Annotated in this window: 7 protein-coding genes; 1 reads left to right on the forward strand and 6 read right to left on the reverse strand. The window is 40.4% G+C overall.

From position 1 onward, the window contains the following. Positions 1-68 precede the first annotated feature (68 nt). The 6 genes from GSY63_RS24040 to GSY63_RS24065 all read right to left on the reverse strand — a co-directional run bounded on the left by GSY63_RS24040 (position 69) and on the right by GSY63_RS24065 (position 12,666). Entirely contained in the window at positions 69-4,079 is a 4,011-nt protein-coding gene (locus GSY63_RS24040; protein WP_166588389.1) for a hybrid sensor histidine kinase/response regulator transcription factor, read from the reverse strand. A 632-nt stretch (positions 4,080-4,711) separates the two neighbouring features. Further along, on the reverse strand, positions 4,712-5,827 hold the full coding sequence (locus GSY63_RS24045; protein ID WP_166588390.1) for a carbohydrate-binding family 9-like protein: 1,116 nt from the start codon (positions 5,825-5,827) through the stop codon (positions 4,712-4,714). After that, positions 5,827-7,155, reverse strand: a complete 1,329-nt coding sequence (locus tag GSY63_RS24050) for a sugar MFS transporter (protein ID WP_166588391.1) — start codon at positions 7,153-7,155, stop codon at positions 5,827-5,829. The genes GSY63_RS24045 and GSY63_RS24050 overlap by 1 nt, the downstream gene beginning before the upstream one ends. Positions 7,156-7,276: 121 nt before the next feature. Next, positions 7,277-9,967, reverse strand: a complete 2,691-nt coding sequence (locus GSY63_RS24055) for a glycoside hydrolase family 2 protein (protein WP_208094648.1) — start codon at positions 9,965-9,967, stop codon at positions 7,277-7,279. A gap of 18 nt (positions 9,968-9,985) precedes the next feature. Then, positions 9,986-11,446: an alpha-L-fucosidase gene (locus tag GSY63_RS24060; protein WP_394367176.1), complete on the reverse strand. Its 1,461-nt coding sequence runs from the start codon at positions 11,444-11,446 to the stop codon at positions 9,986-9,988. Between the two features lie 2 nt (positions 11,447-11,448). Beyond that, a complete protein-coding gene (locus tag GSY63_RS24065; RefSeq protein ID WP_166588392.1) occupies positions 11,449-12,666 on the reverse strand; it encodes an ROK family protein in 1,218 nt (405 codons plus the stop codon). Positions 12,667-13,108: 442 nt separating this feature from the next. On the opposite strand from GSY63_RS24065, the gene GSY63_RS24070 reads away from it, so the two are divergent. Next, positions 13,109-16,321: a SusC/RagA family TonB-linked outer membrane protein gene (locus GSY63_RS24070; RefSeq protein WP_166588393.1), complete on the forward strand. Its 3,213-nt coding sequence runs from the start codon at positions 13,109-13,111 to the stop codon at positions 16,319-16,321. Positions 16,322-16,324 lie beyond the last annotated feature (3 nt).

Below are 16,324 nucleotides of genomic sequence, written 5' to 3' on the forward strand. Positions count from 1 at the left end.
TCAAGACGAAAAAGGGGCAAAATCATACAATTGAAGGGTGATATGAGTTATTTTCATTTTATGATTACTTAAACTTCGTGGTTCACCAACTCACTGGCAAATACCTTTCTGTATTTCTTTTTATACTGCGAAGGGTTCATCTCAAAAAGCTTTTTGAACTGCTCCCTAAAATATTTGATATCATTGATACCAATTTGGTAGGATGTTTCCAGAATATTGTAATCGGTGGTGATAAAAAGATGAGCAGCTTTTCTTAACCGAATAAACCGGATAAAATTTGTTGCCGATTGCCCCGAAATAAACTTGATTTTCTTATAAAGGCTAGAGCGCGAGATACCAAGTTCGGCCGCCAACACCTGTGTGTTGAAGTTGGGATCCTTCATATGTTTCTCTACTACGGCTATACAATTGTCCAAAAACTGCTTATACTCAATGGATATCTTATGCGGGTTTTTATTGAGCGTAATCTCATTATAAAAATACTTTTGCAGATTGTTTTTGCTTTTCAAAATACCCGCAACGCGCGCCTTTAAAATATCTTTGTCAAATGGTTTACTGATATAATCGTCGGCCCCGCCTTCCAATCCTTTCAGTTTAATCTCGGCCGATGAACTGGATGTCAATAAAATAAATGGAATGTGGCTTATAGCAATATCGTCTTTTACGGTAGCACACAATTCTATTCCTGTCATGCTATCCATCATCACGTCGCTAATAACAATATCCGGCAACACGTCCCTAATCATTTCGAGGCCGCTTAAACCATCAGCAGCTTCAAATACACGATAATCGATCCTGAATATTTGCTTCAGATATTCCCGAAAGTCCTTATTGTCGTCTATTATTAAAATGGATTTCAAATCAAAGTCGGCATCAGGTTCCATGATCATCTCATCTGTTTCTTCTACCAATGAATTTGCCGAAATTTCGTCCTCTATTAATTCTTTTAGAATCAGTGAGCTACATCCATCTTCTTCCTGAATCTGATCCGCCGCTAAATGACCTTTACCTTTCAGTAGCTTTACCGTAAATATTGTTCCGTCGTCGACAGAGCTCTGATAATTGATTTCGCCTTTATGGTATTCAACGAATGTTTTTGCAAGAAATAATCCGATTCCAAAACCACCTTTGGATTGCCCACCCTTGTGGTTATCCTGATAAAAACGATTGTATAATTTATCGTCCAATCCATCCGGAATTCCACAACCTGTATCCTTCACCTCTATGCGCACGGTGTCTTCCCAGTCGGTAATAGAAACTGATACCCGGCCGCCTTCTGGTGTAAACTTCAGTGCATTACCAATTAAATTGAACAACACAATTTCGATTTTCTCTCTGTCTCCATATAACACAATAGATTCTGTCTGGGCTTCGAAATCAAATGTGATTGCCTTGCTTTTAGCCTGGTAGGAAAAACATAAAAACACCTCTTTGCATAACTCCGAAATATTAAGTCGGCTTGCTTTCAATTTCTCAGAACCGGCTTCGGCCTTCCTAAACAAAAGTAATTGATCAACCAAACCAAGCAAACGTCGGGCGTTTCGGTATACAACACCGATTGCAGACATATCGACTTCATTTTCTTTATAAAGTAGTTCCTTTAAAGGATTGATAATCAAAGTAAGAGGCGTTCTAAACTCGTGCGATACATTAGTAAAGAACGATAGCTTTTTCTCGTTCAATTCTGTTTCCTGCTCGCTTTTCAAATGTGCCAGTTTGATCTCATATTTCAGGCTGGCCTGATGCTCCCGATATTTGACATAAAGGTATAGTAACAAGCAAACTAAACCCAAGTAACAGCAATACGCAAACCAGCTGCGATACCATGGCGGTGTAATTACTATTTTGATCGATTTGCCGGTAGTGTTCCATACTCCGTCGTTATTTGCCGCCTTTATTCGGAATGTGTAGGTGCCGGGGTCGAGATTGGTGTAGGTTGCTTTTTGTTGCCCTCCTACGTAATTCCATTTTTTGTCGAACCCTTCCAACATGTAGGCATATTGGTTTTTCTCTGGATGTGTATAATTCAACGCCACGAAACCTATAGAAAAGACGCTTTGACTGTACTTTAATGTTATCTGATGTGCGAAATTTAAATTCTCCTTGAGCGGCCCGTCTTTATCGGGCTCAATTGACTTATTAAATATTTGAAAATCAGAAATATAAACCGGAGGCACTTTAATATTTTGCCGCATCTTTGCAGGGTCTAAAAAATCAAAACCCTTGTCGCCTGCTAAATAAATGTTGCCGTGTTCGTCTTTTTCAATAACGTTGTTGCCAAACACGCCATCGGCTTCATCAAAGTTGTCAATTTTTGCTGTCTGCGGATAAAAACGAGAGACGCCACTTTCGGTGGTAACCCATAAAGCCCCCAGTTTATCGGCTATCATGTTGTTAAATACATTGCTGGCAAATCCGTCGCTTTTCGAATACGTGATAAACGAATCTGTTTTTTTAATGTATTTATTCAACCCATCCGGGGTGCAAATCCAAACATTACCTTCGTTATCTAAATACATAGACTGGATGGTATTATCACTCAACCCACTCTTTGATTTGTTATCGCTCAGATAAACTTTAAATTTTCCCGTAGCTGGATCGAAACGATTGAGCCCCCCTCCCGTGGTGCCAATCCAAACTTGATGATTTCGGTCTTGAAGCAGGCAGCTGAGGTGATTGTTACTTAAACCAGAAGCATCCTTACCTTGATCAAAGTAGTGTATAAACTTTCCGCTATTACTATCGAAGATCTTGAAACCAGCATCCGTTGCCAGCCCATAAACACCAGGGCGCATTTCAACAATATCTCTAAAAACATCCTCGTTAAACAACCTCCCCAGTTGAGAATGGTGATAATGGTGTTTAAATAAGCCAGACTTAGGATTAAATTCATCAAATCCAAACTCTGTTAATACCCATAATTTTCCGGCTTGATCAGCATAAACTTTATGGATCTGATCGCTTCCTAAGCTGTTCGGATCAGTGGAATGTTTAAATATTCTGGTATTTCCTTTTTTTAAATCATACATCAGCAACCCTTTGTTTGTTCCTAACCACATAGCAGAATCTCTGACTAAAAGGGTTGCTACATCCAGCCGCTTGTCCGCAAATGCATAAAAACTAAATTTATTTTGCTGATAATCAATTTTATTTAGCCCGTTCTTCGCACCAATCCAAATTAAGCCGTCTTTGTCCTGATAAGCCCGACCATGTGGAGTGTTCTCTATATTGTCTAGCTTCGTCCATACCAGCGTTTGCGTATTTAACCACCAAAAGTTTTCCTCTTCTCCTACCAAAATAGTGTTAGGATTGCGGTTAAGTAAAGTGAAAACCTGTTTATTTTGGGTTTGCTTGTTTTCGAAATGCTTGAACTGTTGTGTTACAGGATCAAAACGATATAGGCCATTCCAATAGGTCCCAACCCAGATTTTGCCACTTTCATCCATACAAAGTGCCCATAGATCATTAGGATTTTTTTCGGTTGGCGCAAAAGGTTGTTTATAGTTGAAAAAACGTTCGCTGTTGAGGTCGAATCTGTTAAGACCCTCGCCCCAGTTACCTAACCATAAATCGCTGCCATGCTGGATAATCGCATTTACGGACTTTCCTTTCATTGCAAAAGGGTTTGACAGGCTAGGTAGATAGTTTTTGAAGGATTTGCTTTTTTCCAGGTATTGATTAAAACCGTTGTCCGTACCAACCCAAATCTGCCCCCGATTATCGGTAAACAAACTCCATATTTTGTTATTGCTTACAGATCCGAGCTGATTATCATGATGATAAAACCGGGTAAACCTTTCCGTAACCGGATCAAAAAGGTTTAAGCCATCCATCGTTCCAACCCAAATTCTACCCAAATGGTCTTCTGTTAAAGCGTTGATAAAGTTGTTGGAAATACTGGTACTATCACCTTTTTTGTTGGCAAATACAGTGAACTTGTAGCCATCGAATTTGCAAAGGCCATTTTCTGTCCCAACCCATATAAACCCGTTGCTGCCTTTGATAACAGCCGTTGCGTTTCTTGAGGGGAGCCCATTAGAAATTGTGTATTTATTAACAGCGAGACTGGCTGGTTCCATATGGTCAGCCTGTGTTTGCCGATAGGATTGTGCATACACCACCTCACACCAAACAAGGCAGAAGCAGATTATGAAAAGCCTTTTAACAAAATACATTAGTTTAAATCCGTGTACATTGTTCATTTACTCAACTCCAGTAAGTTAGGTTATAATAACATCGAGAACGCTTTTTTGCCGCAGTATCTTTGCGGCTAAGTCAGGTTATCCATAAAAGAAAATCTATCTAAATCACTTTGAAATAAGTGGTGCTTTAAGATTTATCTTTATAACGGTAACCTAAAAAAAATCCTTCGACGATTGGTTAATTGGTTGCTATGATTTAGCTTATTTACAAACTAATGTAGTAAGAAAATTACAATTGTAACAACAACACTTAAAAAAGGAACGCGAATTTAGGTGAATGTGGAAAACTTCGGGTTTGGTTGCTTTATCCGTTATTAATCATGACGCTTAAAATGGGAAAGGGCGCCTCGATATTAATTGCAATTCAAGATTATTAGGGTAAAAGGGAGGATTGATTATTGGACTTCAAGTGGTTTTTATATAATTATTGAAGAAATCCTCTGAAATAAAAAGCAGGAATAGTCTTTTCAAAAAACTATTCCTGCTTTTAAATAACCGGCCGCCTCTGGTTATTGGTTAGGCAGGCTTATAAATCCCTCGTCATTAATCTCGATGGTATTTTGGCCGTTGGCCTTAACTGCGGCCGTAAAATGTTTGCCACCTGTTTGCATCTCTAACTGATTGCTCAATCCGTTGATAGTTGGATTAGCATCAATTTGTAACTCTTCGAGAGTGTTTGCATATTTTTTATTCTTTGAAAGAAACTCCTTCTGACGATAATAGATCAGCCATAAGTATTGTTTTTGTAACTCTGCGTAAGGCAACTTAAATACAGTGTTTTCCTTGCGTGTGAATTGAAGGTACCCCCAGCGCTCTGGTGCATGCATTGCGATAATTCCCTGCGGCGACCATACCCAGTTATGTTCCGAAAGGGCTTTACCATTTGCATCGGTCAGTTTCACATTTTTGTTGCCAACTATTTCAGTATCCCACTCCACTCGCGAAAAATTGATACGCCAAATATCTCCTTCTTTCGGGCCTTTGGCGTTAAAGCCCATCCTGATAGCTTTAAGCGGGATAGCCATTTCTACTGTCCAGCTTTTATCCTTGTCCTTGGGATTGTTTAACGTCCCATCGATGGTTACAGCTGACTTTAAGTCAGCCACGTCCCAACTGATCAGTGCATCCCCTCCGGCACGGTACGCCTTCGGCAAAAACAAATCGAATATTTTATTAATGGCGTTTACCTCTATCTCGAAGTACTCGGTAGTATTATTAACCGGGTTAACAAATATTTCGAAATCATTGTCGTGAAATATGAGGTCATCGTGATGTTTCTGTGCCGCCCAAATCTGTGGTTCTTGCATCTTAGCGGCAACAAACAAGGTAGAATCATTCCACAGCATCTTTACCTGCGTATCAAACTGCGGCAACGGTTTCAAAGCACCTTCAATATCCACAAAGTTGGTTGTCCACTCCGCTTTTTTCCAGGCAGCTTCCTGCAAATTGCCATCTACCTTAATCACCTCATCTGTATGCGATACTACATAATTTTTAGGTGTGGTAAAAAGGTGTTCCAACCCTTTAAAAGCATTTTGGGCTTTTAAGGGTGTTGTCGCTCCCAGTGCCACTATTGCCAGAAGCAAGCCTTTGATAAGGTGTGTTTTAACGATTCTCTTTACCATTACTCGGCAATTGGGTAAGTCTCTTTTATTTCGGCTCTTGTGGCAAGTCCTATTTTATGTCCTTTTACAGCATAAAAGAAAATAAACACATAACATGGCACCAAAATCCAATAGGCATTTGTAGGGTTAACAACATCTGCCAAACGGCCGTAAGCCAGCGGGATCAACGCGCCGCCGGCAATAGCCATAATCATTAACGACGAACCTATTTTGGTAAACCTCCCCAAGCCGGCAATTGCTAACGGCCAGATGGCCGGCCACAAAAGCGAGTTTGCAATACCCAGTAAGGCAATAAACAGAACCGATATATAACCTGTTGTAAAAATGGCAATCAATGAAAAAATTATGCCCAAAACAGCAGAGACTTTAAGAGCCTTCTCTTGAGTAAAAAATTTCGGAATACAGATGATACCGGTAACGTACCCTAATATCATACCTAACAGCGTACAGGTAGTAAAGAATTTAGCAGTAGATAATGGAATACCCTGGCTACCTCCATAGCTGATAATTGAATCGCCAGCCAATACCTCTACCCCAACATATAAAAACAAAGTTAACACGCCTAAAAGCAAGTGTGGAAATTGAAAAACACTGGTTTTATTAGTATTAGCCGCAGCCACTGCTTCGTCTTCATGGTCGGTATCAATTTCGGGCAGGCTGGAAAAAGAAATCAAAACAGCCAGGATAACCAATACGACGATAATAATTACGTAAGGCAGTATTACGCGATGGGCCAATTCGTTTAGTTCAACAGCTTTTTGTGCTGCCGGCATTGTTATTAACCTTGTTTTTAAGCCGTCGGCATCTTTTAGGGTAATGGCCCCTAAAACAATTGGCGCAATAGAACCTGCCACTTTATTACAGATACCCATAATGCTGATGCGCTTGGCAGCGCTCTCGGGCGGCCCTAATATAGTAATATATGGATTAGATGCGGTTTGCAGCACAGCCAAACCCGTGCCTTGGACAAACAGACCCAATAAAAACAAGATGTAAGTACGGTTTAAAGCGGCCGGGATAAAAATTAAAGCACCTAAGGCCATAATACCCAAACCTACCGACATACCGTTTTTAAAACCGGTTTTCTTAAGCAGCCACGCAGATGGTACGGCCATTACCAAATATGAAATATAGAATGAAAACGCTACGAGGTATGATTCAAAGTTATTGAGCTCGCAGGCCAGTTTTAGATAAGGTATCAATACAGAATTCATCCAGGTTACAAAACCAAAAATGAAAAAGAGAGCACCAATAATATAAATAGCATTTGTGGTATTACTTCGTTTGGAATCTTGAGGCAGGGCTGCCGAGCTGGATAAATTTGTCATTTGTTTAATTTGAGGAGAAGAATAAATACCGGTAGCCCGAATAGCTACCGGTCTGTTGATTAATTATCTTATGATCATCGTTGGCAATATCAACAATGGCATCATCATCGCTTTAGTGAACTTATTTTACAGCAATAAACTGCTCAGGCAAGTTCCAGCCTGATATAGAAACTTGTGGCATCTGCTGCCCCTGTTGCGGTTGGTAGTCTAACACAATTTTACGTTCGCTTTCAGGCAAAACGGAAACATAGTTATCAGAATAAAATACCGGCAAGATTCGCTTATGCGTTGAAGGATCAACCAGCGATAAACGATTAAAGAAAGCCAAAGGTGCTTTCCCCGGATTAGCCAAGGTAACTTCAATTTTACCAGGTGCAATCTGACGGGCAGTTGTGGACAGCTTAGCAACTTTCATTTCCTTTAAGCCGGAATAAATGCCATGCTCATCTGGTATCCAATAAATATTCTCGCTTAGCTTTTGCTTGTTCTTATCCCAAATTTGCAGGCATAAAAACACACCCTTGTCTTTCGCCAGGTTATCTATCGAAGATTTTAATGGTAAAAATGCTTTTGAAGACGATGGCTGCGCTTCTACAAATAGCTGCGTAAGCAGGCTATCCTTACCATCCATATTGATAGTTCTTGCGGTAAGCATCAGATCGCGTTTAGTTTCAAATCCGTTGTTAACAAGGCTAACCATGCCGCTTATTGGGTTATACATCGCGTGCAATAATTCACTGCCGCTGTGAAGGCCATATAAACAGGCGTTAGGATCTAAATAGTAGTCGTACATCTGGCCACGCATGGCTGTCCACGGGTTTTGGGTTTTCCAGATAATTGTTCCGGTATACCAACTCCACATGTGCGAACTGAAACCCTCCATCAGGGCGCGATATTGATCATAATTTACCAATTGTGCTTTGTCGGCAAAATCTTTAGCGTCTTTAGCTTTTCCATAAGGTTCAATAGAAGCATCATACCCAATATATTTATGATAGTCCCAAACAGAATCAACCCTGCTTTTTCCATTTGCCTCATATTGCGGAGCAATAAGGTTTTCTTTTGGAATAAAACGCTGCAGAGATTCATAGTCACTCACACCAACCGATCCAACTTCCGAATTGAAAGGATAGGTGCGGGTTTCCCAAAAAGTTGATAATGGCTGAATACCATAAGGCCCATCACCGTTACCTCCTAATGTATTTAATGACATGAGGTCGGAGTTCGAGTACTCAACAAACCAACGGGTGCCATCCAGTTTTGGGATGATAGTATCTCTAACGGCAAGCAGAATATCTTCGGGTGGAGTTGTCTCATTACCACCACACCAAATAGCTAGTGACGGGTGGTTGCGTACCATTTTTACCTGATCAGCAACCGATTTTAAATACAGTTTATGATCGTCCGGATACTTTCTGCGTGTCCATTGATCTTCGGCCTTCATGGGGTCGAGCCATTTTCCATCAGCATCGCCCGAGATCCAGAAATCCTGAAAAACTAACATACCATATTTGTCGCAAGCCTTGTAAAATTCGGGACGTTCTACAAGCGCGCCGCCCCAAACCCTTATCAGGTTTAGATTCATATCGCGATGAAAACGAACCTCTGCATCATATCTCGCGTCAGAAAAACGCAGCATCGCATCAGAAATAATCCAGTTACCACCTTTGATAAACACTTTCTGACCATTTACCATCACATAACGACTATGCGTTTCGCTGTTCCAATTGGTAGTAATTTCTCTTACCCCTACCGAAATATTTTCCTGATCAGAAACCTTGCCCCCATCGGTAACAAACTGCATTTTCAAATCATACAGATTTTGAGGCCCGTAGCCATTTGGCCACCAAAGTTTAGGATTTTTAAAAGCAAAATCATTCAGTGCTACTTCAAGCGTAGTATTAGGCTGAATAGTAACCATTTTTGACACTTTATTGCCATCGAGTATATACTCTAAAACACCTTTTACCGGCTTAGCTGTTGGGTTTTGTAATTCTGCCGAAGCTTTAATAATAGCAGGTTGTTGCACACCATCCACATGGCGCACGCCTGGTACAACAGTGACCACATGTGGATTAATGAGGTTAATAGCACCAGTTTTTTCGATGGTCACTTTATCCCAGATACCTGTATTACGATCGCGCATGGGTTGAATCCAATCCCAACCTGCTGTATACTGTAGGCCAACGCCTTTGGCAATTCTGCCGTCGCCGCCCTGACCGCCATTAGGATTACCAACCGGATCTGGAGGATAAACCAATACCGCTAAACGATTTTGGCCGCTTTTACTAAGTGCCGATGTAATATTATAAGACTGGCGCAAAAACATTCCATAGTGTGTTTGCGGATTTAGTTTTTTGCCGTTTAAAAAAATATCGCAGCTATAGTTAACACCGCGAAGATTTAGATAAACTTGTCCGTCGGCAGAAGGAGCAGTTTCTTTAAAATCCTTTACAAACCAATAGGTGTAAAAATCCCTGCCGGTGGTGTAGATATCTTTGATTTTCTCATTATTCATACCGTAAAAAGGATCGGGTACCTTTTTATTGTTAAGCATGGTTGTTAAAACCGTGCCTGGAACGGTAGCAGGCTGCCACGCATTTAAAGAGAAATTAGCCGCCGAAATTGTCTTACCATCCGCCTTAATTTCAGATATGGGAGCACATTTCCAACCGGTATTTAGTTCGTAGCTGGATTGGGCATTAGAAAACGGTATATAACCGAAAACGGTTAAAATGGTGAATAATATAACCTGGTATACTGCTTTGCCTTTATTTGATGAATTGGAACTGCGTTTAATGTAATGTTTCAAGGGTATGGAGATTTTAAATTAATAGTCTATTGCAAAACAAGCCGCTTGTTTAAGCCCAATTTGGTTAAATGATGCAGGTATACTTAATTCAATACCATCAGCACTGTCTTTCCATTTCACTTTCTGAGCGGAGCCAAGCAGCGTAACCTTTTTCACTTTTTTGATATCATTAAGCGGAATTTTTAAAGATGCGGGTAGGTCTACCTTTTCTTGCTTTGTTAATACAAAAGCGTAAATACGGTTGTGATCTTTGTTTTTAGTGTAATAAATATCGCCGGCCGAATAGGGTGCTACCGATCTGGAGTTATAGATACCTTCCCCATTAATTTTCATCCAGTTACCAATACCGTTTAAACGGTCGTATGCCTCGTCGGCCCAGTCGCCATCCGGTCCGGGGCCAATGTTCATTAGTAAATTACCACCGCGAGATACCACCTTAACCAGTAACTGCACAATATCATGGGTAGATTTATAATGATCTCCGGGCACATAGCTCCAGGAGTTGCCCATCGTCATACAAGTTTCCCATGGATTACTTAGCGGTGTAGCAGGTACTTCTTGTTCTGGTGTGGTATAATTTTCGTATTGACCCGACACGGTACGATCAACCACAATTAAACCTGGCTGATTTTTGCGGGCCATGCCAGCAATTTTGGGCATATCGATGTCCTGGTTAAACTTGATACCCCTCTGCCAATCGATTGCAGTATCGATTGTATTTTTGGGCCTAACCCAACCACCGTCGAGCCAAAGAATATCTACCTTGCCATAACCAGTCATTAACTCCTCGATCTGATTGTATGTAAAGTCTTTAAATTTCTGCCAATGCTCAGGATATTTCTCCGGATCATAATTAACGTTACGATCCTTTGGCGGAAAATACGGCCACCAATATTCGGGCGAGTGCCAATCGGGCTTTGAGAAATAAGCGCCGATCATAAAATTTTCTTTCCTAAAGCTGTTGAATATCTCTTTGGTAACGTTTGCTTTCGGATTTTTCGAGAAGGGCGTTTTGCTGTCAGTTATCTTATAATCTGTTTGTTTGGTATCAAACATCGAGAAACCGTCGTGATGTTTGGTAGTAAAGATCATGTATTTCATGCCGGCAAATTTTGCGGCCTTAACCCATTTGTCGGGATCAAATTTTACGGGGTTAAAAGTGGTTTGCAGATTTTCGTAGGCCTTTTTGTAACCGTCGTAGGTTGCTCCGTGTGGGCCTTTACGCTGTGTCCACCCTTCATCTTCGGGGCAAATGCTCCAGCTTTCTACCACCCCCCATTCGCTGTATGTACCCCAGTGCATAAAAAGGCCGAACTTAAGATCCTGCCATTGATCCAATTTTTGCTGCACCGCCTGGTCGTCGGGCTTTTGGTATTGCTTAGACATATTATGCTGCTGTGCATGCGCAGCATTTAATCCTGTTAAACAGCTAATTGCTGTAAAAGCTATAAAAGTATATTTCGGAAATTTAAACATCATTTTTAACCAGCATCCGCCAAAATGGGGACGCCTAATACATTTAATTTATCTTCGAGTGTTTTGCCGAAGTTTTCTACCACAAGTGCCGCGCCTCCTATTAACTGGGCTTTGGTGCTGAGGTTCGATATCTTAAATTCGGTAAAGTTGGTGAGCATTGGTATGCAATGCTCGTTAATAGCTTGTTGTATAGGGGCCAACCAAAGTTTACCTACAACACTGCCACGCCCACTTAATACAATAGCACCTGGATTCATTAAGTGTATAAGAATAGCAAGCCCTTCGCCTACATGATAAGCAGCTTCAGAGATCAGTTTTACAGAGAACACATCCCCCTTAAGCGCCTCACTCATTATAATATCCACATTTATTTCTGCGTATTTGGCCAAACTGGTAGTTAAGCCTTGTTCAATACCGTTTTTTGCACTGGCCGTTATAGCTATTAAAGACGCCTCGGTTTCTAGACAGCCGTGCTTACCACAATTACAAAGTTTACCATTTTTAAATAGCGGAATATGGCTGAACTCACCCGCTAAACCATTATTACCCCTAAAAATCTGGTTGTTTAATATCATCCCCAACCCTATGCCCCAACCAAGGTTTAACACCATTAGATTTTTTTCATTTGCAGCAATTCCAAACTTCTGTTCTGCCAATGCAATAGCGGTAGAATCATTCTCAAGGAATACAGGTATACCTAGGCTTTCCTGCAGACTGTCAACAATTGATACACCCTCAAAATTCGTATAGGTATAATTAATGCCTCTTTCGGTATCGATAAATCCCGGCATCGTTAAGCCTACGCCTATAATGTCGGTAGTTGCTATACCTGTATTTTTTATAAAACCCGTGATTTGATCCGTCAAATCTGCTGGTGTTAATTCATTTATATTATATTCATAACCAAAAATTTCGCTAATGAAGGTATTATTCATGTCCACAACCACCATTTGTGCCCGAAATTGATCCATCGCCACTGATAATATGTAGTGCGAGTTCGGATTCAGAGAATAACTTAAAGGTTTTCTGCCTCCACTCGAGTTTGCGAGACCTTTTTCCTCAACATACCCCTCTTTTTTAAGTTCTGTCAAAACTTTTATCACATAAGGGATGCTTTTACCAGCCAAAACACTTACTTCGGGGCTGGTTAAGACCTTAGTGTAATACAAACACTTAATAATTTCACTATTGTTGATAAGAAAGGCTACTTTTTTTGATGACATAACACGGTAAACTTAGCGATTTTTCTAAAAGAATAATTAAATATGCAATACTTTTTAATTTTTTTAGAAAGTATTTCATAATTTGTAAATTAAACGTTACTTTAGGATGCGTCATATTGACACTAACTATTAATTAATATGACATAATAAAATATTCGTAAAAGTTTTAAACGAATTGCAAAGAAATATCATTGCAGACCGTGCTATGACATCGATTGCAGTGGATTTTTACGTTAAATGGCCAGTGTGTTACTAATATAACTAATAATATTAAACTGATTAACTCATCTAACTATTAATTAATGAAGTAAAAAACGCCCCCACCCATTTTGAGACCAACTGTAGCGGTTGCTTTCAAAAAAAACAACTAAACATCGTGAATGCACACTTTTAATTCACGAAACACGAATAAATTTTAACTAAACAAACCCTTAAGACAAGTATGAAATTTAACAATTACCTGCACGACAAGCCGGTTAAACAGAGCTCCCCAAGGGCCTGCCTAACCGCAAAATTCGCGCTCGCGTCCTTATTGTTTCTCGGCTTAGATGCTTCCGCAGCGGTCAATGCATCGAAGTCGGCATTAAGTTTATCAGCCTATAAGGCCGTGAATACATTAAAAAATAAAGCAGACCAAAAAATTACCGGTAAAGTAGTAGATGATAAGGGAGAAGCCCTTATTGGTGTTTCTGTAAAAGTTAAAGGCGCTACAAACGGTGTAGTTACAGATGTGAATGGCCGTTTTACCATTACTACGCCAGACAATGCTGTATTGGTGCTTTCTTACATTGGCTACACCACACAAGAAGTATCTGTTGCCGGTAAAACCAGTATTAATGTTAGAATGATTGCATCAACCAATGCATTAAGCGAGGTTGTAGTAACTGCGTTAGGTTTGAAAAAAGACGAAAAGAAACTTGGTTATGCAGTTTCTACCGTTGGTGGTGAAACATTGAATAAAGCCAGAGAAACCAACGTGGCCCTGTCATTAGAAGGCCAGGTTGCTGGTTTAAGTGTGGGTGGTTCAAATGGTGGCCCTGGTTCTTCTTCAAGAGTATTGCTTCGTGGTTTAACCAGCTTTAGCGCAAGCAGCCCGTTATACGTTATCAACGGCGTGCCAATGGATAACACGCAACGTGGTGCTTCGAGCGAGTGGGGCGGTGCTGACTTAGGTGATGGTATCTCAAACATTAACCCGGATGATATCGAAACGATGACTGTACTAAAAGGTCAGTCGGCATCTGCGCTATACGGTTCGCGTGCTGTAAACGGTGTAATTTTAATTACCACTAAAACCGGTAAGAAAAACTCTGGTTTCGGCGTAGAAGTGAACAGCAACGTACAAATCGATAAAGCTGTAGATAATACAGACTTCCAACAAATTTATGGACAAGGTGAAAATGGCTTAAAACCAACAACAGCGGCAGGTGCATTATCATCTGGTAGCTTAGCTTGGGGTGCCAAAATGGACGGTTCGCAGGTTATCCAGTTTGATGGTAAGAGCTATGCCTACTCTCCAGTTAGCAAAGACAATAATTATCTTTCTTTCTACAGAACAGCTCCAAGCTTTACCAATACCGTATCATTAACTAATGGTGGCGAAAGTGGTGCATTCCGTTTGTCTTTATCAGACTTACGTGCCAACTCTATCGTACCAAACAGCTATCTGGATAGAAAGACTTTCAACTTTAATGGTAGCAGCAATGTAACCAAGCAATTAGAAGTTAACGTTGTTGCCAACTATGTGCTCGAAAACTCAAAAAACAGATCGAGCTTAAGCGATGGACCAGGTAACCCTAACAACGGAGTTTACCTTGCACCGAACGAGGATCAACATATTTTAGCTCCTGGTACGCTTGCTAATGGCAAAGAGATGTCGTTCACTAATGATACTTATGCTACCAACCCTTATTTTGCAGCTTACAACTTTGTTAATAATCTGCAAAGAAAACGTTTAATATCTTCATTATCTGCTAAATACAACATTACTAACTGGATATTTGCACAAGCTCGTATCGGTTATGATAATAGCAATGATGAACGTATCAATATTGAGCCAACCGGAACAGCTTATCGCAGTGATAACGGTACAATGACTCAATATAATACCGCAACTACCGAGTTTAACGCAGACGCGTTAATCAACGCAAAACACGATCTGATTAAGGATTGGGTTAACTTAGACTTATCTGTGGGTGGTAACATTCGTAAAAACAACTATACAGGTACTTCTATTGCCGGTAACGGTGGCTTTATCATTCCATATTTTTACAGCTTAAACAACTTTGCAAGCCGTAATAGTGGTTATGTAAGCAATCCGGTTCCGAACAAAACTCAAGTAAACTCTGCTTACTACTCTGCAGACTTTGCGATTAAAGATTACTTAGTATTGAGTACTACCGGCCGTTACGATACTTACAGCAGTATCTCTAGCAGCGTTGGCAGAGGCATTTTCTCTCCATCGGTTACCGGTAGCTTCATCTTCTCTGATTTGTACAAAATGAACGGGGTTGACTTTGGTAAGATCCGTTTATCTTATGCTCAAACCAGTAACGATGCAACAGCTTATGCTAACCAGGTATACTATTCTGTAAATAACTCTATTAACGGTACACCTGCAGGTGGATTCAGCCAGCAACTACCAAACTTATTTTTAAAGCCATTTACTTTAAAAGAGGTTGAGATAGGTACAGAGATGAAATTCTGGGGAGATCGCTTTGGTTTTGATATATCTGCTTTCTCTCGTAGAACGCACAACGAGATCATCAACAGTACCATCGATGTTTCAAGCGGTTACACTAACAGCTACATTGGTACAGGTTCAACTCAAAACAAAGGTATCGAGGTTGAGTTACACGGCACTCCAGTTAGATCTGGCAGCTTCAGATGGACTCCATCATTCAACTTTACCTATGTTAAAAACAAAATTGTTCAAACAGATGGTGTAACCAACTCAAATATTTCATTTGGTACCTACCGTCCGTTAAACGCAAGCACTGCATTAGTAGCAGGTATGTCAGGACCTCAAATTATGGCGTATGACTATGCTCGCAACGCAGCCGGACAAATCATTGTTGATGCAAACGGTATCCCTGTTCAAGGTGCGCTTAAACCAATGGGTTCTACTATTCCTAAAATCTATGGCGGTTTAACCAACACATTCAACTACAAACAATTCAATTTATCTTTCTTAGTTGACTATCGTTTCGGAAGCAAAATCCTTTCTGCAACTAACTACTACAGTATCTACCGTGGTTTAAACAAAATGACTTTAGAAGGTCGTGAAGGTGGCGTTGTTGCTGCTGGTGTAACTGCAAGCGGTGCTCAAAACACAGTGAGCGTACCTGCAGAAACTTACTACCAGGAACTTGCCCGCAGAATTTCTGCTCTTAACGTTTTAGATGCAAGCTTTATTAAACTACGCCAAATTACTTTTGGTTACAACATTCCAAAACAAACATTGGCAAGTACCCCATTCAGCAGTATCACAGTTTCACTTGTTGGTCGTAACTTATGGACTATCATGAAACACACTGATAACATCGACCCTGAATCTGGCTTCGCTAACACTATTCAGTATAGCGGTATCGAAGGTACAAGCTTACCACAAACCAGAACTTACGGTTTCAACCTTAACTTCAAACTAAAAAACTAAAAG

Origin of the sequence: Mucilaginibacter agri (assembly GCF_009928685.1) — a bacterium.
In the GTDB taxonomy this organism is placed as follows: Bacteria; Bacteroidota; Bacteroidia; order Sphingobacteriales; family Sphingobacteriaceae; genus Mucilaginibacter; species Mucilaginibacter agri.